The sequence below is a fragment of the Chitinophaga alhagiae genome (assembly GCF_003568665.1).
Lineage (GTDB): Bacteria > Bacteroidota > Bacteroidia > Chitinophagales > Chitinophagaceae > Chitinophaga > Chitinophaga alhagiae.
The window spans coordinates 330578-352999 of the sequence record NZ_QXMH01000002.1; the positions used below are offsets into that span (position 1 = coordinate 330578).

17 protein-coding genes and 1 other RNA gene are annotated in these 22422 nt (G+C 53.2%); 15 read left to right on the forward strand and 3 right to left on the reverse strand.

Annotation, left to right across the window (positions count from 1 at the left end; genetic code table 11):
- The first annotated feature begins 140 nt into the window (after positions 1 to 140).
- Positions 141 to 2360: a phosphoribosylformylglycinamidine synthase subunit PurL gene (purL, locus tag D3A97_RS12300; RefSeq protein WP_119078796.1), complete on the forward strand. Its 2220-nt coding sequence runs from the start codon at positions 141 to 143 to the stop codon at positions 2358 to 2360.
- Between the two features lie 723 nt (positions 2361 to 3083).
- On the opposite strand, the gene D3A97_RS12305 is transcribed toward purL, so the two are convergent.
- Positions 3084 to 4325, reverse strand: a complete 1242-nt coding sequence (locus tag D3A97_RS12305) for an aminotransferase class I/II-fold pyridoxal phosphate-dependent enzyme (RefSeq protein ID WP_119078797.1) — start codon at positions 4323 to 4325, stop codon at positions 3084 to 3086.
- A gap of 139 nt (positions 4326 to 4464) precedes the next feature.
- Here D3A97_RS12305 and pafA point away from each other — a divergent pair, with 139 nt between their 5' ends.
- The 3 genes from pafA to D3A97_RS12320 all read left to right on the forward strand — a co-directional run bounded on the left by pafA (position 4465) and on the right by D3A97_RS12320 (position 7811).
- Positions 4465 to 6141, forward strand: a complete 1677-nt coding sequence (pafA, locus tag D3A97_RS12310; protein WP_119078798.1) for an alkaline phosphatase PafA — start codon at positions 4465 to 4467, stop codon at positions 6139 to 6141.
- 174 nt (positions 6142 to 6315) lie between these two features.
- A complete protein-coding gene (locus D3A97_RS12315; protein ID WP_119078799.1) occupies positions 6316 to 7089 on the forward strand; it encodes an enoyl-CoA hydratase/isomerase family protein in 774 nt (257 codons plus the stop codon).
- Between the two features lie 59 nt (positions 7090 to 7148).
- On the forward strand, positions 7149 to 7811 hold the full coding sequence (locus D3A97_RS12320; protein WP_157986507.1) for a hypothetical protein: 663 nt from the start codon (positions 7149 to 7151) through the stop codon (positions 7809 to 7811).
- 250 nt (positions 7812 to 8061) lie between these two features.
- Here the strand turns inward: D3A97_RS12320 and D3A97_RS12325 are convergent, their stop codons facing one another.
- The gene (locus D3A97_RS12325; RefSeq protein WP_119078801.1) at positions 8062 to 8394 is read right to left on the reverse strand and encodes a hypothetical protein; all 333 of its coding nucleotides are present in this window, start codon (positions 8392 to 8394) and stop codon (positions 8062 to 8064) included.
- Between the two features lie 264 nt (positions 8395 to 8658).
- Here D3A97_RS12325 and D3A97_RS12330 point away from each other — a divergent pair, with 264 nt between their 5' ends.
- The 3 genes from D3A97_RS12330 (at position 8659) to D3A97_RS12340 (ending at position 11759) form a co-directional block, all read left to right on the forward strand.
- Positions 8659 to 10038 carry a tetratricopeptide repeat protein gene (locus D3A97_RS12330; protein ID WP_232825950.1) on the forward strand — a complete coding sequence of 460 codons (1380 nt, stop codon included), beginning with the start codon at positions 8659 to 8661 and terminating at the stop codon, positions 10036 to 10038.
- A 165-nt stretch (positions 10039 to 10203) separates the two neighbouring features.
- A complete protein-coding gene (locus D3A97_RS12335) occupies positions 10204 to 10968 on the forward strand; it encodes a phosphosulfolactate synthase (RefSeq protein ID WP_119078803.1) in 765 nt (254 codons plus the stop codon).
- A gap of 59 nt (positions 10969 to 11027) precedes the next feature.
- Entirely contained in the window at positions 11028 to 11759 is a 732-nt protein-coding gene (locus tag D3A97_RS12340; RefSeq protein WP_119078804.1) for a shikimate dehydrogenase family protein, read from the forward strand.
- Between the two features lie 93 nt (positions 11760 to 11852).
- On the opposite strand, the gene D3A97_RS12345 is transcribed toward D3A97_RS12340, so the two are convergent.
- Positions 11853 to 12653, reverse strand: coding sequence for a class I SAM-dependent methyltransferase (locus D3A97_RS12345; RefSeq protein WP_119078805.1), 801 nt, complete (start codon positions 12651 to 12653; stop codon positions 11853 to 11855).
- 63 nt (positions 12654 to 12716) lie between these two features.
- On the opposite strand from D3A97_RS12345, the gene D3A97_RS12350 reads away from it, so the two are divergent.
- The 8 genes from D3A97_RS12350 (at position 12717) to D3A97_RS12385 (ending at position 22397) form a co-directional block, all read left to right on the forward strand.
- Positions 12717 to 13409 carry a hypothetical protein gene (locus D3A97_RS12350; protein WP_157986508.1) on the forward strand — a complete coding sequence of 231 codons (693 nt, stop codon included), beginning with the start codon at positions 12717 to 12719 and terminating at the stop codon, positions 13407 to 13409.
- Between the two features lie 110 nt (positions 13410 to 13519).
- Positions 13520 to 13619: signal recognition particle sRNA small type (gene ffs / locus D3A97_RS12355), an RNA gene on the forward strand.
- Positions 13620 to 13749: 130 nt separating this feature from the next.
- Positions 13750 to 14400 carry a fructose-6-phosphate aldolase gene (gene fsa / locus D3A97_RS12360; RefSeq protein WP_119078807.1) on the forward strand — a complete coding sequence of 217 codons (651 nt, stop codon included), beginning with the start codon at positions 13750 to 13752 and terminating at the stop codon, positions 14398 to 14400.
- Positions 14401 to 14623: 223 nt separating this feature from the next.
- Positions 14624 to 16123, forward strand: a complete 1500-nt coding sequence (gene glpK, locus D3A97_RS12365) for a glycerol kinase GlpK (RefSeq protein WP_119078808.1) — start codon at positions 14624 to 14626, stop codon at positions 16121 to 16123.
- A gap of 32 nt (positions 16124 to 16155) precedes the next feature.
- Positions 16156 to 16923 (forward strand): MIP/aquaporin family protein, encoded by a 768-nt coding sequence (locus D3A97_RS12370; RefSeq protein ID WP_119078809.1) that lies wholly within the window; start codon positions 16156 to 16158, stop codon positions 16921 to 16923.
- A 100-nt stretch (positions 16924 to 17023) separates the two neighbouring features.
- On the forward strand, positions 17024 to 17590 hold the full coding sequence (locus tag D3A97_RS12375; protein ID WP_119078810.1) for an RNA polymerase sigma factor: 567 nt from the start codon (positions 17024 to 17026) through the stop codon (positions 17588 to 17590).
- 66 nt (positions 17591 to 17656) lie between these two features.
- Complete coding sequence (locus tag D3A97_RS12380) at positions 17657 to 18784, forward strand: FecR family protein (RefSeq protein ID WP_119078811.1); 1128 nt, start codon at positions 17657 to 17659, stop codon at positions 18782 to 18784.
- A 256-nt stretch (positions 18785 to 19040) separates the two neighbouring features.
- Entirely contained in the window at positions 19041 to 22397 is a 3357-nt protein-coding gene (locus D3A97_RS12385) for a TonB-dependent receptor (RefSeq protein WP_198673973.1), read from the forward strand.
- The last annotated feature ends 25 nt before the right edge of the window (positions 22398 to 22422 follow it).

Consider the following 22422-nt stretch of genomic DNA (forward strand, 5'->3'; position numbering starts at 1 on the left):
GTAAATATTCGAGGGTATGAGGTCTTAAAACTGATATATTTAAAATAATATAATATATATAGCGGGCTTCCTAGTGTTTCTTGTCAATTGAATTAAAACTATGTAGTTTTGCATCTTCCTTTTTAAATCTTCATCAATACATGCAAACCACAGTAGAAACCGCCGAACAGTTAGGACTCACCGCAGACGAATTTGAACGTATCAAAGCCACCCTGGGCCGCGTTCCCAATTTTACGGAACTCAGCATGTACTCTGTGATGTGGAGCGAGCATTGCAGCTACAAAAACTCCATTGTATGGCTCAAGAGCCTGCCCCGCGAAGGCGGCCGCCTGCTGGTAAAGGCCGGTGAGGAAAATGCCGGCCTGGTAGATATTGGAGATGGCTGGGCTTGCGTGTTCAAAATAGAGTCTCACAACCACCCCTCCGCGCTGGAGCCCTTCCAGGGCGCCGCTACCGGCGTGGGCGGTATTCACCGGGATATATTTACCATGGGCGCACGCCCCATTGCCGCGCTCAACTCCCTGCGCTTCGGCAACATTGCCGATCCCAAAACGCAGCACCTGCTGAAAGGCGTGGTAGACGGCATTGGCCATTACGGCAACTGCTTTGGCGTACCCACCGTGGGCGGCGAAGTGTATTTTGAAGATTGTTACGGCACCAACCCCCTCGTAAACGCCATGAGCGTGGGGGTACTGAAAGTAGGCACCATGGTGTCTGCCACCTCTCACGGAGAAGGCAACCCTGTATTTATAGTAGGTTCCGCCACCGGTAAAGACGGTATAGGCGGCGCATCTTTTGCTTCCGCAGACATTACGGAAGAAAGCGCTAAAGACCTCCCTGCCGTACAGGTAGGTGACCCCTTCCAGGAAAAGAAACTGCTGGAGGCCTGCCTGGAAGTGGTTAAAACCAATGCCCTGGTAGGTATGCAGGATATGGGCGCCGCGGGCATCACCTGCTCCACCGCTGAAATGAGCGCCAAAGGCGAACATGGCATGATCATCCACCTGGATAAAGTGCCCACCCGCCAAAAAAATATGAAAGGCTGGGAAATGCTGCTGTCTGAAAGCCAGGAGCGCATGCTGATAGTAGTAGAGAAAGGCCGCGAAAAAGAAGTGTTGGACATTTTCGATAAATGGGACCTCCACTGCGTACAGATCGGTGAAGTGACCAAAGACCCCATACTCCGTTTCTATATGAACGGCGTACTGGAAGCGGAAGTGCCGGCGGAAAGCCTGGTGCTGGGCGGCGGCGCTCCCCAATACCACCGCGCTTACGTGGAGCCGAAATATTTTGAAAAGGTAAAAGCCTTTGATATCCAGAACATCCCTGACATTACCCACCCCAAAGCAGTAGCGGAAAAAATAGCCCAACTGCCCAACATAGCCTCCAAACGCTGGGTATACACGCAGTATGACAGTATGGTAGGCACCGCCAACGCCAGCACCAACGCGCCCAGCGATGCGGCCATTGTACTGGTCAAAGGCACGGCAAAAGCCCTGGCCGTTACCACAGACTGTAACAGCCGCTATGTGTATGCAGACCCGCATGCCGGTGGCCAGATAGCCGTGGCCGAAGCAGCCCGCAATATTGTGTGCAGCGGCGGCGAGCCGGTGGCTATCACCAACTGCCTCAACTTCGGCAACCCCTACGATCCGGAGGTATATTACCAGTTCGTTCATGCCATCAAAGGCATGGGTGAGGCCTGCCGCAAATTCAATACGCCCGTTACCGGCGGTAACGTAAGTTTCTATAACCAGTCGCCAGACGGCCCCGTATACCCTACGCCCACCATCGGCATGCTGGGGGTGCTGGACAGTATGGACCAGCGCATGACGCTCGGTTTCAAAGAGGCGGGCGATCTGATCTATATTGTAGGCCGCAGCTATAACGACATCAGCAGTTCAGAGTACCTGCACAAGCTCATAGGCGTGGAATACAGTCCCGCTCCCCATTTCAACCTGGAAGAAGAGCACAAGTTGCAGCAGGCCATCACCAAGCTGATCAGCGGCGGCCTCATCCGGTCCGCGCACGACGTAAGCGAGGGCGGCCTCTTCATCACCCTGCTGGAAAGCGCCATGGCCGGTAAACTGGGCTTTGAAGTGCATACCAACAAAGATTTCCGAAAAGACGCCTACCTCTTCGGCGAAGCGCAAAGCCGCGTGGTAGTGAGCGTAAGCCCGGCCAACAAGGAAAAATTCGAGGCTTTGCTCCACGGCCTGGTAGATACCTCTGACCACTCTGTACGGTACGAAAAAATTGGTACCGTAAAAAGAGAGAGCATGGTGGTAGACGGTGAAGCCTGGGGACTGCTGGAAGAATGGAAAAGCAAGTACGATACAGCGTTGGAAAACAACCTGTGAACATCATAACGCAGTGAGAAGGCGGCCCGCTGAGGCCGCCTTTTTTATGGCCGGCCAATTGTTAATACCGCCCGTTCCCGCTATTCGTAATTGTTAAGGGGGCCGCCGCCGTTACTACCCCCTGCAATGTGTATTTTTTACAAATTAACGGGCCGTTCCGCCCAAACCCTTCCTCATGGAGGAAAACCCTTTATTGTGCGGGATACTCCTTTTACAACTGTTTTAACATCGCGTTAACAAAATACCACATTCGTGTTATGGATATACCGGAGAACTACGTTATTTTTGGTTAACGTTGTAAAGCAACGATCATTGTTCGAGCAGCGCCCTGAGCCAGCGCTAATATATTAGACAGAAATCCCCTAAAGACATTTAACAAAAAGTATTTGATCATAAATCATTCTATGGTTTACCCAACAGTAAATCATATTCTATGATGACCTTAACTTTTTTTTATTACCATGTCCTCATGAACGATCGATTCTTAAGATCATGTATTACACCTAGTGAAAGAACGATTTGTTTCAGGGCTGACTAACCATCAGCCCTCTTTTTTTGCCCATACTTTACGATGTTTAAACAGGGGGGTACCGGCAGCCGGTACGCTATGGGGCCGCCGTTGTGTCACTCCCTTCAGCGGCAGGGGGCGTGCCGGGCGGGAAAATAAAAAGGAGCGCTCCGCAGAGCGCCCCATCGTTGTATGTAACGTACTTACTTTTCCGGTTATACCACGGGAATTTCCGCCACGGCGTACACCTTCTGGTCCAGCTTGGCTTTGGTTTCCGTGAAAGCCTTCAGCGTCAGTTCAATGTCTTCGTCTGAATGCGCCGCCGTGGGTATGAGGCGGTAAATGATCTGCCCTTTCGGGATCACGGGGTATACCACTATAGAGCAGAAAATATGGTAGTTCTCGCGGAGGTCAAGGCACATGGCGGTAGCTTCCGGAATGTCTCCCTGCAGGTAAATGGGCGTAACGGGAGAATTGGTGCGGCCAATATTGAAGCCCCTGTCTTTCAGGCCCTGCTGCAGTTTGTTCACATTGCTCCAGAGCTTTTCTTTCAGTTCAGGTTTTTGGCGCATCAGCTGCACTCTTTTCAGGTGGCCGATCACGATGGGCAGGGGAACGGATTTGGCAAAGATCTGCGAGCGCATGTTGTAGCGCAGGTAGCTGATGATGTTTTTATCACCGCTCATAAAAGCGCCAATAGACGCGCCTGATTTGGCGAAGGTGTTGAACAGCAGGTCTATCTTGTCCTGTACGCCCTGCTCTTCTCCCGTACCGGCGCCGGTTTTGCCCATGGTGCCGAAGCCGTGCGCATCGTCTACCATAAAGCGGAACTCGTATTTATCTTTCAGTGCGGCAATTTCTTTCAGCTTGCCCTGGTCACCCGCCATGCCAAACACGCCTTCGGTCACCACCAAAATGCCGCCGCCGGTTGTTTTGCACAGTTCCACCGCTCGTTTCAGCTGCTTTTCGCAGTCTTCAATATCATTGTGTTTGAATACATAACGGTGCCCCTGGTGCAGGCGCAAACCGTCTATAATGGAAGCATGGCACTCCGCATCGTACACGATCACATCGCGTCTGTTACAGATAGCATCGATAGCGCTCATAATGCCCTGGTAGCCGTAGTTGAGCAGGGTGGTATCTTCTTTGCCCATGTACTCGCTCAGCTCTTTCTCCAGTTGCTCATGGTAGTTGGTGTTGCCGCTCATCATACGCGCTCCCATAGGAGCCGCAAGGCCAAAATCAGCCGCCGCCTGCGCGTCTGTGGCACGAACTTCCGGGTGGTTGGCCAGGCCCAGGTAGTTGTTGAGGCTCCATACTATCTTGTCCTTCCCCCGGAACTTCATCCGGGGCCCTATTTCACCTTCCAGCTTGGGAAAGGCGAAGTAACCATGGGCTCTTTCGGAGTGCTCACCGATAGGGCCTTTATGCTTCAGCAGTTTCTCGAATATATCCATATGATTATTAAAATGAAATTAAAATTCGCTCACAAAGGTATTAAAATATTATTTTTTGTAAACTTAGGTTACTTTTATGCCTTAATTTTTTCCACGTATATCAGTCACGGAGCAAGTTAGGAATAAATCAATGTTTTATATGAGCCGTATTAAATTATTGGCCGTCATTTGCATGCTGACGGCGCCGGTAGCCTTGGGTCAGAAAGCTACGTCACCCACCACCGGTTTCCCTCCGAACTATGGAAAAAAAGTGCAGAAAGAAGTGCCCCGGCCCAAGCTGGTGGTTGGTATGGTAGTAGACCAGATGCGCTGGGACTATTTATACCGTTATTATGACCGTTATACCGAAAATGGCTTCAAACGTCTGCTGAACGAAGGTTTCTCCTGCGAGAACACCCTGGTGCCCTATACGCCCACCATTACCGCCTGCGGCCATACCTGTGTGTATACCGGCTCTGTGCCCGCCATTCACGGCATCATCGGCAACGCCTGGTACAATAAAGCGCTGAAACGCAGTGTATATTGCACGGAAGATAGTACGGCCAGCGCCGTTGGCGGCAGCGAAGCGGCAGGCAAAATGAGCCCCCGCAACATGCTCACCACCACCATTACGGACGAGCTGCGCCTGGCTACCAACTTCCGCAGCAAAGTGGTAGGCGTGGCCATCAAAGACCGTGGCGCCATTCTTCCCGCCGGCCATAGCGCTAACGCCGCTTACTGGTACGATGGTGTAACCGGCAATTTCATGACCAGCAACTTTTACATGAACAGCCTGCCCGCCTGGGCGGAAGCCTTCAATAATCAGAAGTGGCCGGCCAAATACCTGTCACAGCCCTGGAACACGCTATACCCCATTGAAACGTACGTGCAGAGCACCGAAGACGACAAGCCGTACGAAGGCCGCTTCAAAGGCCAGAAAAACTCCGCCTTCCCGCATGAGCTGGCCGGTATGATGGGCAACAGCTTCGGTATCCTGTCTTCCACCCCGTTCGGCAACACCTTTACCCTGGAGTTTGCCAAAAAGGCCCTGGAAGGCCACCAGATGGGCAAAGGCCCCATCACGGACTTCCTGGCCGTGAGCCTTTCCTCTACAGACTATGTGGGCCACCAGCATGGCCCCAACTCCATAGAAATTGAAGACACTTACCTGCGCCTGGATAAAGACCTGGGCGAATTCTTCAAGTATCTTGACAGAACGGTGGGCAAAGGCCAGTGGCTGTTCTTCATCACCGCAGACCATGCCGTGGCGCATGTGCCGGGCTTTTTGGAAGAGCACCGCATCCCTGGCGGCGCCTGGGACGACGGGGCCATGGTGAAATCCCTCAACGCCGCTGCTGAAAAGGAATTTGGCCTGAAGAAAGTGATCCTTTCCGCTTATAACTACCAGCTGAGCCTGGATAATGAAGCGCTTGAAAAAGCCGGCAAGGCGGAAGAAGTAAAACAGTTCCTCATCCGCGAAACCCTGAAATGGCCGGGCATTGCCAACGCTTTTGACCTCCACAAAATGGGCTCCACCGCACTGCCTGAACCGCAGAAGTCCATGATGACCAACGGCTATAATGTACAACGCAGCGGGGATATTATGGTAGTACTGCAGCCCGGCTGGCTGGATGGCGGTAAAACCGGCACCACCCATGGCCTCTGGAACCCTTACGATGCCCACATTCCCCTGGTGTGGATGGGCTGGGGCGTACGCCAGGGCAAAACCAACCGTACCACGCATATGACAGACATTGCGCCCACCGTGGCCGCCATGCTGCGCATCCAGATGCCCAATGGCAACGTAGGGCACGTTATTGAAGAGATCACGAAGTAAGTATAAGTATAGACAGATATGCTGCGGAACGCCTTTGAGGCAACCGCAAAATAACATGGAACAGGCAGTACAACTGCAACACGCCTTTGCCGGAATTTCCGACAAAGGCGTTTGTTTTACAGGCAGTTACGTATACCGTTTATTCGGTAAAAATAAATCACTTACATTTGGCAGATGTCCGGATTAACCTATCATATTGCTGACCGGGTAGCCACCATTACCCTCAACCGCCCTGAGAAGCGCAATGCGCTCAATGGCGCGCTGGTAAAGGAATTGCGGCAGGCTTTTGCCCGCGCTGAAGAAGATGGCAACGTGAAAGTGATCATACTGGCCGGCAATGGCAAAGCGTTTTGCGCCGGGGCGGACCTTGATTACCTGCAGCAGCTGCAGCAAAACAACTATGAAGAGAACCTGGCAGACTCCCGGGAGCTGATGCTGCTCATGCAGGAGATCTATTCCCTGCAAAAGGTAGTGATAGCGCAGATAGAGGGAGATGCCATTGCCGGCGGCTGCGGCCTGGCCTCCGTGGCAGACCTCAGTTTTGCCGTGCCGGAAGCCCGTTTCGGGTATACGGAAGTGCGCATCGGGTTTGTGCCTGCGCTGGTCAGCGTGTTCCTGGTCAGAAAAACGGGGGAAGGCAAAGCCCGTGAACTGCTGCTCACCGGGGAGCTGATCTCGGCCGGGGAAGCGGCGGCTTGCGGCATTATCAATAAAGTAGTGCCGGCGGCAGATATCCGGGGGCATGTAGCCTCGCTGGCGCAGCGCCTTTGTAATGAAACCTCTGCTAACTCATTGAAAGTCACCAAGCAACTGGTGCGTACGGCGTTAGACCAGCCGCTGCCGGAAGCGCTGGAAAATGCCGCCCGCCTCAATGCGGAAACCCGGCAGCACCCTGACTGCAAAAAGGGAATAGGCGCCTTCTTGAATAAGGAAAAGCCAGTGTGGTAGCGGGTTTGAAGCATTTGGCACAGATTTTTCACACATACCTATGTACTAAAGGACCAATTATGCGAAAATTGTTACAGATAGGGGGATTGCTGGCAGGCCTCACGGCTGGCCTGGCAACGCCGCTCCTGGCCCAACGTACCATATCGGACGCCAGGATCACCTATAAAGTAGAAATGCCGCAGGAACAATTGCAGATGGAGGCCATGTTTGCCAACAGCTCCATGATGCAATACATCCGTGGCAACCAGAGCCGCATAGACATGAACTTTAACGTGGTGAACTACACCTACCTCATCAATGCCCAGGAAGAAACGGTGGTAACGCTGATGGACAACCACGGTGATAAGTACCTGATCCGTACAGACAAGAAAGGCTATGAGCAAGACACCAAGAAGTATCAGAACACCCAGTTCACCGATCAGTCCGAAACCCGCGAGATAGCCGGTTACAAATGCCGGAAGGCCATCGGGAAGATGGAAGACGGCAGCACGTTCGATGTGTATTACACGCTGGAGATCATCCCGGAAAACAAATACTACAACCGCCGTTTCATGAACCTCCGGGGTATTCCCCTGGAGTTTGAGATCGTGACCAAATCCGGCTCTAAAATGAGGGTTACCGCCACCAAGGTAGACCTGAGCCCTGTGCCCGCCTCCGTATTTGATGTACCGCGCGGCTACCGGGAAATTACCGCGGAAGAGCTGAAGAAGATCAGGGGGTAAGAGCCTGATGATGCGGGGCTTCTTATGGCACATTGCTCTCAAGTGTCAATATCAAGGCGATAACAAGGCGATAAGAAGGCGATAAGCCCGGGGTCCCAAGGCGATAACAAGGCGATAAGAAGGCGATTGTGGCTGTCCCCAAGCCCAAGGTACTGCCCGCCATACTATTCGCTACGGCAGTTTCCCCTCAACGCAAAAAAGGCCGTTCTTCCGAACAGCCTTTCTGCAAAATCTCTTTCAAAAATGGTCCTTAATTCTTCCTGAACGGAAGGTTGAACTGTACCTGGTGGTACCGCATGCCATTGGCAGGCAGCGCCTGTACAGTATAGGGAACTATATAGGTCACATTTCCCTTTTTATAGGTTACCACAGACTTAACATTGACAGTACTGTTGTCAGAACTGAGATTGAAATTCGTTTTCAGTATGCCACTGGCCTTAAAGCCCGCGTCAAGGCTCAGATTCGTTTTAGGCATGGCGGTGAGGTTGTAGCGGGTCTCTGTCTTTTTTACAACCTTGTCCTTTTCGCTTTCGCTATCCAAATTACCGCCCAGATCATTGGCTTGTACACGCAGTGCAACCATGAACAAAGCACTTACCATGAGGCAAGACAATGAAAATCTTTGGATTATGTTAGTTTTCGGCTTCATTGTGATGCAAATATACTAAAAAGTCATCTATCATAACGGAATCTTAAAGCAATTTACCCAATTATCTTAAAAAAATGTTAAAAAATACATAAGCGGTAAGCGCCAACTTGTTTGGTGACAGCTGCAAAATCACATATATTTACATCAATGAATCACGATTTCCCATCATTTAATGAGTTTAACGAGGATTTTGAAGATTTGAGGGACTTGCTTCAGCAATTTGAAAATCTAAAGGAGGGCAGGTCTCACGCCTTCCTGGATGAGGATTCTTTCGAACAGATCATCGACTACTATGATGAGCATGACGAGCTTAACAACGCCCTCCAGGCCGTTGAGATCGCCATTGAGCAGTTCCCCTTCTCTTCCACGCTCTTACTCAAAAAATCAGCCCTTCTCATAGAAACCAAAAAATACCGTGAAGCCCTGGCATTGCTGGAAAAAGCGGCCGTGCTGGACAGTAACGATATTAACCTTTATATTCTCAAAACAGACGTGTACCTGGCCATGAACCAGCACGAAAAAGCGGCCGCCCTGCTGGAAGAACAGATCTCCCACTTTGACGGCGAAGACCGTACGGACCTGCTGCTGGAGTTGGCTGACGTGTATGACGACTGGGAAGAGTTCGAGAAGGTGTTCGACTGCCTCAAAATGTTGCTGGAATACGACCCCAACAACGAGGAAGCCCTGCACAAGATCTGCTTCTGGACGGAATTTACCGGCCGCAATGAAGAAAGTATCCGCCTCCACACCAATATCATCAACGAGCACCCTTACAACCAGCTGGCCTGGTTCAACCTGGGCACGGCTTACCAGGGCCTGAAGCTCTATGAAAAAGCCATAGACGCTTACCAATACGCCGTGGTAATAGACGAACGGTTTGACTACGCGTACCGCAATATGGGCGATGCGTTTATCCACCTCCGTAAGTTCAACGAAGCTATTGAAGTGCTGCAAAAGCACCTGGAAGTAGCCAAGCCGGAAGATGTGATCTACGAGGCCATTGGCCACTGTTACGAAAAAATGCGCAAGTTCACGCAGGCCCGCTACTACTACCGCAAGGCCTCGCACCTCAGCCCTAATGACGACAAGCTGTATCTCAAAATAGCCAAGGCGTACATGACGGAAGAGAACTGGGAGAACGCCATCAAGTCCCTCCAGTCCGCCCTGCGCATCAACAAACACAGCGCCGAGTACAACATCACCCTGGGCCAATGCTACCTGCAGTTGGGTAGCGACAAGGAGGCCCTGGTGCATTTCCTCAACGCTGTGCGCATACGGCCCAACAGCGCGCAGGCCTGGAAAGAGTTTGTACGCGGCCTCTATGCCTCCGGGCATGTGGAGGAAGCGCTCACCCAGCTGGATGCCGCCGAAGGCCGCCTCGGCCGCAAGCCCGTTTTCCTCTTTTACCGGGCCGCCATGCTCATTGCCACCGGAAAGACCAAGGAAGGCCTGCTGCAACTGGAAACCGCCCTGCAGCTGCATCCGCGCCAGGTCAAAAAGATGGTGGAGCTGGACCCCTCCATCCTCCAGCATACCGCCGTGGTAGACCTTGTTGCCCGCTACAGGCGTAAACGTTAAGTCATTTTTTGCTTCTTCTATTAGATTACTTCTTATTTTTGCCGCGGTTTTCTAAATTGTATACCGTTTGAAAAGCCAACAAAACCAATCCAATTACAAGGTAGGCATAGCTTAGTATGACAGTTTGGTGGGAAAAGACCATTAAGAAGAATAAAATCGTGCAAAATGAATTTTAATCTGACGCAAATTCCTGAAAGAACCGGCAAACCCCGGAGCTATGGGTTAACTATGGTGATGGACAAAGGCCTGAGCGTTGAAGAAGCAAAAAACTTTCTGTCTGCCGCCTCCCCGCATGTAGACATTGTTAAACTGGGATTTGGCACCTCTTTCGTAACACCCAACCTTCGAGAAAAAATTGCCCTGTACCAGGCTGCGAACATCCCTGTCTATTTTGGCGGCACCCTGTTTGAAGCGTTCCTCATCCGCAACCAGTTTGATGAGTATGTGAACGTGATCAAGGATTATGGGATCTCTTACATGGAAGTGTCTGACGGTTCCATCACCATCCCTCACGCGGAAAAATGCGGCTATATAGAAAAGCTCACCAAACATGGCCTGGTACTCAGCGAAGTGGGCTCCAAAGATGCCGAGCACATTATTCCCCCTTATAAATGGATCGAACTGATGCGAGCCGAATTGTCGGCCGGCGCCTCTTATGTAATTGCGGAAGCGCGCGAAGGCGGCAACGTAGGCATTTACCGCGGCAGCGGCGAAGTGCGCGAAGGCCTGGTGCAGGAAATACTTACCCAGATACCCGCTGAAAAGATCATCTGGGAAGCCCCGCAGAAAGACCAGCAGCTATATTTCCTGGAGCTGGTGGGCTGCAATGCCAACCTCGGCAACCTGGCCCCTCATGAGGTCATTCCCCTGGAAGCCATGCGTGTTGGCCTCCGCGGAGATACCTTCCACCTCTTTTTAGACAAAGAATAACAGCCGTTGCGGACCACGGGCCGCCCGCGTCCGGGGCCCGCAACTTCCAACTGAATACAATGCGCTTGTTCGGCCTCATCGGTTTCCCGCTTTCACATTCATTTTCCAAAGGATTTTTTACAGAAAAATTCCAGCGGGAAGGCATTACAGACTGCCGTTACGAAAACTTTCCCATTCCCGCTATCTCGCATTTCACGGAGCTTTGGGACCAGTACCCGGAGCTGGAAGGCATGAACGTGACCATCCCTTACAAACAGGAGGTGATCCCTTTCCTGCACCACTTCAGCGATGCGGCAAAAGCCATTGGCGCCATTAACTGCATCCGCCGCAAAGGCGCGGAGCTGACCGGGCACAATACGGACGTGATCGGTTTTGGCCGCTCCCTGCGCCCGCTGTTGCAGCCCCATCATGCAAAAGCCCTCATACTCGGCGCGGGCGGAGCCGCCAAAGCGGTAAAGTATGCCTTGCAGGAGATGGGCATTGCCTATACGGAAGTAAGCCGCAAATATTTTGACGGCACTATTCCTTACGAGGCCATAACGCCGGCGGTGATGGAAGAGCATACAGTGATCGTGAACACCACCCCGCTGGGCATGTACCCTCACGTAAACGATGCGCCGCCCATCCCGTATGAACAGCTCACCAGCCGGCATTTGCTGTATGACCTGGTATATAACCCGGCCGAAACCCTCTTCATGAAAAAAGGCGCGGAACGCGGGGCTGCCGTGAAGAATGGCCATGAAATGCTGATCCTGCAGGCGGAAGCGTCCTGGGAGATATGGAACGCCTGATGACCTCACCGGGTCTCGCCAGCGGCGCTATCAAAACATGCAGGTGGTGAAAAAGTTCCTGACAAAAGGAATGCCCTCAACCGGCTACATCACTCAATTTACCGGTTTGATCATATAATACATACAGGTGGTGAAAAAGTTCCTGACAAAGGGAATGCCCTTCAGCCAGCCAAACTGCTCACGGGGCGTAAGATTGAACTTGTATTTGTAAATAGGGTTGATGAGGTAGTATTTCCGTTGGGTGATGACATACCCGGTATCTGCCGCAATCCTTTCAAACCGCTCTATGGAAATGCCGGTGTCTACCAGTTCCATCAGCTCCTTCACCGTGCCGTCAGATTCCCCGAAAGCCTTTAGCAGCCCGCGGTAGAGTGGCCTGGGCAGCAGGTGTACATAGGGCAGAAAGCTCAATACCTTGCTGTGGCAGATCTGCTGGTGGCCGCCGTGGGGCATGTACCAGGGCGGAAAGCCGAAATATACCTGGCCGCGCACGCTCAGCAGGTTTTTCAGGTAGGCTACCAGCTTGTGCTGGTCAGGGATGTGCTCAATAGCATCTTTCAGGATGATGATGTCGAACGCATGTTCGAACTCCCCGAAAAAATCAACGTCGTAAATATTTTTGGCGATCAGCTGCAGTTGCCCGTTGTCCGTATACCGCCCCAGGAAGCCTTTGGCCAGCGCTATCCTTTCCGGGAAAAGGTCTACGCCCACACACCGGCAGCCCGCTTCCAGGAAGGGCGTCAGCACCCCGCCTTCCCCACAGCCTATTTCCATTACCCGCAACCCCTTCAGCTCCGGGAACTCCTGCTGTATGAAGGGCATCACATAGTTCCTCGAATTATCTACCTGCTGCTGGTACCGTAATGTGGCGTCCGAATGTTGTGGTAATGACATGCTGTTTAAAAATTGCGTGAAAATAGGACTAATTTTGGAATGGTTTTAGCAAATAAACGCATGTTGAGAACGTTACTACTGATATTGATCGCCCTCCCTGCCTTTGCCCAGCACAAGGAGGTAACCGGCATCAGGGCCGAGTATGATTCCGGCGCCGTGGCAGAGTTGTACAGCACTACGCCCATTGGCCTTGTGGTGACCTATGCGGACGGGAGCGAGCGCAAAACGGCCGGCCTGCTGAAGGGAGACCTGCGCTGGAGCCAGGTAATAGTAGAAACGCCCTACGGAGAATGCAGCAACGGCGTGTTGCGCTTTAACCGCAACCAGGTACGGCCAGACAATTACCGCATACGGCTGTTGGTCAAATTCAGGGAACAGCCTTCCAAACAGCACGAAGTGATGCTGCAACTGCCGTACCTCACCAGTATCCGCTTTCACCATTATGCAGACAGCCTGAAGCGCGGCATCCATTTCTACCTGAACGTGGAAGGGATCTACAACAGCGGTAAAATTTACCCGCTGGATACCACCCGCATCCGCTTCAGCGCCAGCGCCGGCAAGCTGATAGGGCAGGACCTCCTGCTGCCCGCGGCAGACAGCCTTACCCGCAGCATTTCCGTTAATGCCGTATACCGGGGTGACCACCGGGTGACCGCCGCCACGGAAATACCCGTAAAACAGGCGCCGGAAGATGAGTCTCTGATCATCAAAAATGAAAAAGACCTCTTCGGCAAACCGAAAAAAAAGCGGAATTAACCGGAACGGCATGCGGTATGAAACCCGCTACCAATGGGGTTTTAGATGAAAGCTGCGCGAATTGGCCGTTAAATATTTGCATTATATGCAGCTTTGATTTACCTTTGCAACGGCAAGTCTTATACGACCAGCTCCTGCTGAACTCCCCCAGGACAGGAATGTAGCAAGGGTAGGCGGTTGAAGCGGTGCGATATAAGTAACTTGCCATTTTTTTTTATTCCACATGGCCAGGTTCCTTCCTAACAATTCCGGAAAAATGTTGCTGCTTTGATTAAATTGCCCGGGATAGCGGAACGGGAACAAACGCCCGTATTTATTCAAACATAAATGATCTCTTCATATGAAATTCTTTATTGATACAGCAAACCTTTCGCAGATCCAGGAAGCGCATGACCTGGGCATCCTGGACGGCGTAACCACCAACCCTTCGCTCATGGCCAAGGAAGGTATCAAAGGGGAAGCTGCCATCATGAAACACTACGAGACCATCTGCGAAATGGTGGAAGGCGATGTAAGCGCCGAAGTACTCTCTACAGACTTTGCTTCCATTGTGGAAGAAGGCAAAAAACTGGCCGCCATTCACCCCAATATTGTGGTGAAAGTGCCCATGATCAAAGACGGCGTAAAAGCCATCAAATGGTTCACGGAAAACGGCATCCGTACCAACTGTACGCTGGTGTTCTCCGCCGGTCAGGCCATCCTGGCCGCCAAGGCAGGCGCCGCCTACGTATCTCCCTTCATTGGCCGTATTGATGACAGCAACTGGGACGGTATTGAACTGATTGCCCAGATTGCCCAGATCTACAGCATCCAGGGCTTTAAGACCGAAGTGCTGGCCGCTTCTATCCGCACCCCTCTCCACATCGTAAAATGTGCTGAAAACGGGGCTGACGTGTGTACCTGCCCCCTGGATTCCATCCTGGGCCTGCTGAAGCACCCCCTCACGGACATTGGCCTGGCCAAATTCCTGGAAGACGCCAAAAAGATGTAATAGCACCATCATAAAATGTATGGAAGGGAGCAACCACCGGTTGCTCCCTTTTTTTATCCCCCGCCGGTTGCCCCGCCAGCCTTCACCTGCCGCCCCAAACTTTCATTTCCCTCCAGATATTTTTTTTTACTTTTAATTTATTACGACTATCTTACTACCTCGTAAAACTATGTACCACGTTAAACAATACTAATAACTTTAAAAAATAGCCAGAATACAAGCAATGGAAGCAAAATTCATCATGGCCCTGGACCAGGGGACCACCAGCTCTCGCGCTATCATCTTTGACAAATCAGGGAACATTGTTGCAGTGGCCCAGAAAGAATTCAGGCAGATCTACCCGCAACCGGGCTGGGTGGAGCATGACCCGAACGAGATCTGGTCTACCCAGGCCGGCGTGGCCGCCGAGGTAATTGTGAAAGCGGGCACCACGGGAGACAACATAGCCGCCATGGGTATCACCAACCAGCGTGAAACTACCATTGTATGGGACCGTAAAACCGGTAAACCCTTGTATAATGCCATTGTGTGGCAAGACCGGCGTACCGCCGCCTATTGTGACGAGCTGCGCAGCAAGGGCCTGGCGGAAGACATTCGCAGCAAGACCGGCCTCATTGTAGACGCCTACTTTTCCGGTACCAAAGTGAAATGGATACTGGACAATGTAGAAGGCGCCCGGGCAAAGGCCGAGGCCGGAGAACTGGCTTTCGGCACGGTAGATACCTGGCTCATCTGGAACTTCACCAAAGGCAAACTCCATGTAACAGACGTGAGCAACGCCTCGCGCACCATGCTGTTCAACATCCATACGCAGCAGTGGGACGAGAGCCTGCTCAAGCTCATGAACATCCCCGCCTCCATGCTCCCGGAAGTACGTGCTTCCAGCGAGGTGTACGGCCATACCGAAGCTACCCTCACCCCTTACGAAATTCCCATTGCCGGCATTGCGGGAGACCAGCAGGCCGCGCTTTTCGGCCAGATGTGTACCGAGCCCGGCATGGTGAAAAATACATACGGCACCGGCTGTTTTATGATGCTTAACACCGGCGAAAAGGCCATCACCTCGGGCAACAACCTGCTCACCACCATTGCCTGGCGCATTGGCGGCAAAACGCAGTACGCGCTGGAGGGAAGCATTTTTATTGGCGGCGCCGTGGTGCAATGGCTGCGGGACGGCCTGGGCATCATCCGCCACTCAGCAGACGTGGAAGCGCTGGCATTGTCTGTAAAAGATACAGACGGCGTATACCTGGTGCCTGCTTTTGCGGGCCTCGGTGCGCCCCACTGGAACCAGTACGCCCGCGGTACCATCGTAGGCATGACGAGGGGCACCAAAGACGCGCATATTGCCAGGGCGGCGCTGGACAGTGTTGCCTACCAGACCATGGACGTACTGAAGGCCATGGAAGCGGACGCGGGCATGAACATAGCAGAATTGCGGGTAGACGGCGGCGCAACGGCCAACAACCTGCTGATGCAGTTCCAGGCGGATATTATGGATACCAATGTAGTGCGCCCGAAGGTGACGGAAACAACCGCCCTCGGCGCGGCTTACCTGGCCGGCCTGGCTACCGGCTTCTGGGACAGTATTGAGACCATCCGCAGCCAGTGGAAGGAAGACGCGCGTTTCACGCCGGAAATGGAAAACGCGCAACGCCAGCAGATGACAAAAGGCTGGGACCGTGCCGTACGCGCTGCCAAAGTTTGGGCGGAAGAACAATAACCACAAATTCTACTAAAAAAACTGATATAACAATGTCCACATTCCTGGCAGAACTGATTGGTACCGCGCTGCTCATCCTCCTGGGGGATGGCGTGGTGGCCAATTGTGTACTTAACAAAAGCAAAGGGCAGAACGGCGGATGGATCGTGATCACAATGGGTTGGGCCATGGCCGTATTTGTAGGCGTATTTGCCGTGGGCGCATACAGCGGCGCGCACCTCAATTCTGCGGTAACCCTGGCGCTGGCCGTAACCGGCGGTATTGAATGGGCGCAGGTACCCGGCTACCTGGTGGCGCAGCTGATAGGCGCTATCCTGGGCGCATGCCTGGTATGGGTAGCCTACAAGCAGCAGTTTGACGCAACAGACGATGCGGACGGCAAACTGGCCGTTTTCTGCACCGCTCCAGCCGTACGCGGCACGGTCAACAACCTGCTGACGGAGATCATCGGCACCTTTGTGCTCATCTTCGGTGTGTTTTACATAGCAAAGGGCGAAGTGAACCTCGCCAAGCTGGAGGGGCTGCCCTCCGGAATGGGAACGCTGCCTTCCATACCGGTTGGCCTGGGCGCGGTAGACGCCCTGCCGGTAGCGCTGCTGGTATTGGCCATCGGCCTTTCTCTCGGCGGGCCCACCGGTTATGCCATCAACCCTGCCCGCGACCTCGGCCCGCGCATTGCGCATTTTATTCTTCCCATCAAAGGGAAACGGGACAGTGATTGGGGATACGCCTGGATACCCATTGTTGGCCCTGTGATCGGCGCCTTGCTGGCAGCGGCTTTGCACCTGGCATTGAAATAAATATGCCGTTTGGCTAAGATAAAGGCAGTCTTTCGCGGTAAAGACTGCCTTTTTTATTTTTTTTTATTTTTATCTTCATGCGTTCCTTCCACTGTATGAAATGACGGGCTACTCTACATATACTGATACAGTATTGCTGGACCTGATGAAGGCCGGAGACCATCGTGCTTTTGACGAGTTGTACAACCGTCACTGGAAAGCCCTCTATCAAACCGCCTACGCCATGCTCCGGGATGAGAATGCCTGTATGGACATTCTGCAGGACATTTTTGTGTGGTTATGGGAACATCATGCGCACCTGGTGCTCTCCACCGTACGCGGCTACCTCACTATGGCCGTCAAATACAAGGCCTCCAATTACATCCGCCGCCTGAACCGGCAGCGGCTTTTCTCCGGCCAGCTGGCCATGCCCGAACCGGCGCCGGCCAACGGTGAGCTGTCTGTAGAGCTGAAGGAGCTGAAAGCCCTCGTTGTTCATTTTACGGAAGACCTGCCGGGCCGCTGCAGGGAAGTGTTCCTGCTGAGCAGGAACGAGTACCTCTCCAACCGCGAAATTGCCCAAAGGCTGGGCATTTCCGAGAAAACGGTGGAAAACCAGATCACCACTGCCCTGAAACGCCTGCGCGTGAAACTGGGCAACCTTTCTTCACTCCTGATCTTTTTCTGAAATTTTTTTTGACAACGTATAGGGGGTAGCGCCTTCCGGCGTGCCTTATATACACATACCCGGTACATGAACGAAGCGGAATTTATTAAACTGGCTGGCAAGATCAGTGATGGCACGGCTTCCGATGAGGAAATCGCAAGGTATAACGCCTATTTTGACACCATTGCCGCCGGGGCGGATGAGGTAGCAGTACCGGAAAATACCGGCCGGGAGATCAAATACAGGATAGATGAACGGCTTTCCGGCCGCCGCCGCCGCAAAAGGCCCCTGACCTCATGGCTGGCCGCGGCCGTATTACTGGGGGGCATTGTACTGGCCTGGACGCTGTTCAACGGCGGCGGGGAAAAGGCCCCTTCATCGCAAATAGCGGTGGTGGTAGAAAACAAGGCGCCGGGCGGCAACAGGGCGGTGCTCACACTGGCCAACGGGCACAAGATAGCGCTGGATGACGCCGCGGCCGGCAATCTTGCCACGCAGGCGGGCGCCCGCATCACCAAATCTGCCGGGGATGAAGTGATCTACGAGTCCGCGGCGCCGGGTACAGGCAAAGAAACCGGGGAAATGGTGTTCAATGTGATCAGCACGCCCCGTGGCGGCCAGTTCCAGGTACGCCTGCCGGATGGCACCAGGGTGTGGCTGAACGCCGCTTCCTCCCTGCGGTTCCCTACCTATTTTGAAGGCCCCGTCAGAAAAGTGGAGTTGACCGGCGAAGGGTATTTTGAAGTGGCGAAAGACGCGGCACATCCGTTTATTGTAGGATCGTCGGGGCAGCATATACAGGTGCTCGGTACGCATTTCAATGTGAACGCCTATGGAGATGACGGGCTGGTGCGCACCACCCTGACGGAGGGGAGCGTTCAGGTAAACGGCCAGCGCGAAAGCAATACGCTGGTACCGGGAGAACAGTCGCAGCTCAACATCCGCTCCGGTTCCATGCGGAAAGTAAAAGCAGATGTTGAGCAGGTGATGGCGTGGAAGAACGGGAATTTTCTTTTTAACGATACTTATTTGCCTGACATCATGCGGCAATTGTCTCGCTGGTATGATGTGGAGGTGGCGCAGGATTTTCCGCGCATCCGTTACAATGGCGGCATACCCCGCTCCATGCAACTGTCAGATGTGCTGAAAATGCTGGAGGAAACCGGGAACGTGAAATTTCAACTGGTGAACAATACAATTACAATAAAACACTGAGAACTAGCAAACATTCAACCAAATAGTGAACAACACGATACCATGAAACACTGAAAACGAACAGACACGTTCAACCAAAAAAAGTAACCGGCTACGGGGCAACGTAACCGGTTCTATCAGGTCATTTTTCGGTTATCAAAACAGGCCGTTCGGATAACTTATTTCTTAAACCTAATTGTGCAAATGTATGAATTTCGGTATTCTATGCAAGGGAATCCCGTACCCCTACCAGAATCTAACTAAAATCATCAGGGTTATGAAGCTGACAGCGATGCTACTTACGGTATTTCTTGTTCAGGTCTCTAGCGCAGCCTATCCCCAGCAGGTCAGTCTTGATATGGAAAACGCCTCGCTGCGCCAGGTATTTTCAGAGATCAGGAAGCAGACCGGTTACCAGGTGCTGTACAGCACCGAAATACTGGAAGGCACTTCACCGGTAACGCTCCGTGTGCAGAACGTCAGTATAGACCATGCGCTGAAAACGGCGCTGGAAGGCCAGCCGCTGAGCTACCGCCTGGAGAACAAGATCATTCTCATCACCGCCAGGCGGCAGCCGCCTGCGCCCGCACCGGCGCCAGAGCCTCCACCACAGAAAACAGTTAAAGGCAAGGTGGCCAACGCCCAGGGCGAAGCGCTGCCGGGCGTAACGGTGAGGGTAAAAGGCACTACGCTGGGCACTACCACAGATGAGAACGGGAATTTCACGCTGAACGTTCCAGACCATGCAGACACGCTACTCTTCAATTATATCGGTTACTCCCCACAGGAACTGCGGTTGGGCGGGCGCTCCACGCTGAACGTCGTATTGCAGGAGCAAAGCTCCGGGCTGGACGAAGTGGTGGTGGTAGGGTATGGCACCCAGAAAAAGGCGGTCGTAACGGCCGCCATCAGTACGGTTGACCAGAAAACCATCCGGGAAACGCCCGGCGCCAGCCTGCAGAACCTGCTCACGGGTAAGGTAAGCGGGTATTTTTCGCAGCAGCGCAGCGGCCAGCCGGGCAGTGACGCCGCTGAAATGACCATCCGCGGCGTGGCCACCTACAACGGCGGCGTATCTCCCCTGATACTGGTAGATGACGTGGAATACAACCTGGGCCAGTTCCAGTTCATCAACGTAGATGAAGTAGCGTCCATCTCCATCCTGAAAGATGCGGAAGCCACCGCTATCTATGGGGTAAAAGGCGCTAACGGCGTAATACTCGTTACCACCAAACGCGGCAAGACCGGCAAGCCTTCTATTGAGATCCGCTCTGAAGCCGGCGTACAGGTACCGGTGAGAACATTGCGTACCCTCCGCGCGTACGACGCGGCGGTGCTGACCAATGAGGCGCTGGTGAACGATGGCCTTGCGCCGCTGTTTGACGATCAGGACCTGGAGCTGTACCGCAACGGCACAGATCCTTACGGGCACCCGGACGTGGACTGGTACAATACCATTTACCGCCAGCTGGCGCCCATGACGCAAACCAACCTGAACTTTTCCGGCGGCGCCAAACGGGTACGGTACTTTCTCTCAATGGGTTACCTGAACCAGGGCGGCCTGCTGAAAGACATTCCCTATAAAGGCAAAGAGCCGGAACCGAACACCAGCAAGATCAACAATAATTATTACCTGCACCGGTACAAGTTCCGCTCCAACCTGGACATTGACGTGACCAACTCACTGAAGGTAAAGCTGGACCTCACGGGTACGCTGGCAGAAACCAATCAGCCTACGCCCAACGTAGCGTTCCAGATATTCCAGTATGACTACACCCGGCCTTACGGTTACCCGGTGTACAACCCTGACGGCAGCTTTGGCTATCCGGACGCGGGCCTGTACCAGCCCAGGGACAAGTTCAATAACATTGCGGCGCTCATGTCTCTTGGCGGATACTCCCGTTCCTATAACAACTTCATGAACGCCGGTTTCACCGCGGACCAGCAGCTGGATGCCGTGCTCAAAGGGTTGTCTGTAAAAGGGATGGCCACCTATTCCTACGCCAATACGGCCACCCGCTCGCAAACGCGCAGCGGTATTCCCGCCTATTACTACAACCCGGAAGATGGTTCCTATACGCCGCGCGATGTGAATATTTACCGTATTGCGCCTTACACGCTGGGGTATGGCGGCGGTACGCCCAACCACCGCCTGAACCTGCAGGCCAGCCTGAACTACAGCGGCAACTACGCCGGCGGGCACAACGTGAACATGCTGCTGCTCTATAACCAGACCAGTTATTTTGAGGGAGCGGCGCTGCCTTTCAATTTCCGCGGCTACACTTACCGTTTCGGCTACAACTACAAGGAGCGCTATATCTTCAGCGCGTCAGGCGCCTACAACGGTTCAGACCGTTTTATTACCCAGAAGAGATTTAACCTCTTCCCGGCGTTTGCATTGGCCTGGAACCTGCACAACGAGCGCTTTTTCCAGGACAGGCTGCCGTTTGTGCAGCAACTGAAGCTGCGCGGCTCCGTAGGGGTAGTGGGCAACGATAACATCGGCAATGTCAATCAATACTTTTTTGAAGAGAAATACGTGCGCAGCGGCGGGTATGCATTCGGTGAAACGCCCAACCCTGTAGCCGCCATCATTGAAAGTGACCAGGGTAATAACGATGTGAGCTGGGAAACGGAAAGGAAATGGAATTTCGGGATAGACCTGGCGCTCTTCAACAACAAGGTCAGCGTTACCGCAGATTACTTCCACAACTACCGTTACGATATCCTTACCAGGCGGCAGACCATTCCCCGCTCCTTTGGCGTGCAAACGGCCACGTTGCCGTATGTGAACCTCGGAGAAGTGCAGAACGCGGGGTATGAGCTGAACATCCGGCACAACGGCACCATGGGCAAGGTAGGCTACAACATTGGCGGCATGATGACCTTTGCAAAGAACAAAGTGTTGTTCCGGGACGATCCGCCGGCGCTCTATCCCTGGCAAGACCGTACGGGCATGCCCATCGGCACCAACCGCCAGTACATCTGGGAAGGCTCCTTCTATACCGCGGAAGACCTCACCAAGCCCGATGTGCCCAAACCCGCCGGTACCGTGCGCGAAGGGTTCCTGCGGTACAGGGACCTGAACGGCGACGGCATTATCAACGTAGACGACATGGCCTACACCGGCCGGCCCAACCTGCCCAGCACCGTACTGGGTATTACGCTTGGTATCAACTACAAGGGTTTCAACATATCCGCATTGTTCCAGTCCAACCTTGGCGCGGATTCACATACCAGCTTTGACATGGCGGTGCCTTTCAAAGCGGCGCTGCAACCGCTGCACATGAAACGGTGGACGCCCGAAACCGCTGCCACCGCACAGTTCCCGGCACTCACTTCCAACTTTGTGGGTACGTACATGAACCCGAACGGCAACCTGTCTACCTTCTGGACGCAAAGCACGGACTACATCCGCCTGCGTTCCGTGGAGATGGGCTACACCTTCCCGCAGCAGTTCTCGCGGCGGCTGAAGCTCTCTTCGCTCAGGCTCTTTGCCAACGGGTACAACCTGTTCACCTGGTCAAAGTTCTTCGACAAATACCAGTATGATCCTGAAGTGGCTGCCAACATCGGTACCTACGTATACCCTGTTACCAGGATATTCAACGCGGGCCTCAACATCAGCCTTTGATACCAGTTATCTACCTTAATTATCA

Coding starts and splice junctions, on each gene's coding strand:
- fsa (WP_119078807.1), top strand. CDS start 13,750: ATGAAATTCTTTATTGATACAGCAAACCTTTCGCAGATCCAGGAAGCG.
- D3A97_RS12340 (WP_119078804.1), top strand. CDS start 11,028: ATGCGCTTGTTCGGCCTCATCGGTTTCCCGCTTTCACATTCATTTTCC.
- D3A97_RS12325 (WP_119078801.1), bottom strand. CDS start 8,394: ATGGTTGCACTGCGTGTACAAGCCAATGATCTGGGCGGTAATTTGGAT.
- D3A97_RS12335 (WP_119078803.1), top strand. CDS start 10,204: ATGAATTTTAATCTGACGCAAATTCCTGAAAGAACCGGCAAACCCCGG.
- D3A97_RS12320 (WP_157986507.1), top strand. CDS start 7,149: ATGCGAAAATTGTTACAGATAGGGGGATTGCTGGCAGGCCTCACGGCT.
- D3A97_RS12380 (WP_119078811.1), top strand. CDS start 17,657: ATGAACGAAGCGGAATTTATTAAACTGGCTGGCAAGATCAGTGATGGC.
- D3A97_RS12385 (WP_198673973.1), top strand. CDS start 19,041: ATGAAGCTGACAGCGATGCTACTTACGGTATTTCTTGTTCAGGTCTCT.
- D3A97_RS12305 (WP_119078797.1), bottom strand. CDS start 4,325: ATGGATATATTCGAGAAACTGCTGAAGCATAAAGGCCCTATCGGTGAG.
- purL (WP_119078796.1), top strand. CDS start 141: ATGCAAACCACAGTAGAAACCGCCGAACAGTTAGGACTCACCGCAGAC.
- D3A97_RS12370 (WP_119078809.1), top strand. CDS start 16,156: ATGTCCACATTCCTGGCAGAACTGATTGGTACCGCGCTGCTCATCCTC.
- glpK (WP_119078808.1), top strand. CDS start 14,624: ATGGAAGCAAAATTCATCATGGCCCTGGACCAGGGGACCACCAGCTCT.
- D3A97_RS12315 (WP_119078799.1), top strand. CDS start 6,316: ATGTCCGGATTAACCTATCATATTGCTGACCGGGTAGCCACCATTACC.
- D3A97_RS12345 (WP_119078805.1), bottom strand. CDS start 12,653: ATGTCATTACCACAACATTCGGACGCCACATTACGGTACCAGCAGCAG.
- pafA (WP_119078798.1), top strand. CDS start 4,465: ATGAGCCGTATTAAATTATTGGCCGTCATTTGCATGCTGACGGCGCCG.
- D3A97_RS12375 (WP_119078810.1), top strand. CDS start 17,024: ATGACGGGCTACTCTACATATACTGATACAGTATTGCTGGACCTGATG.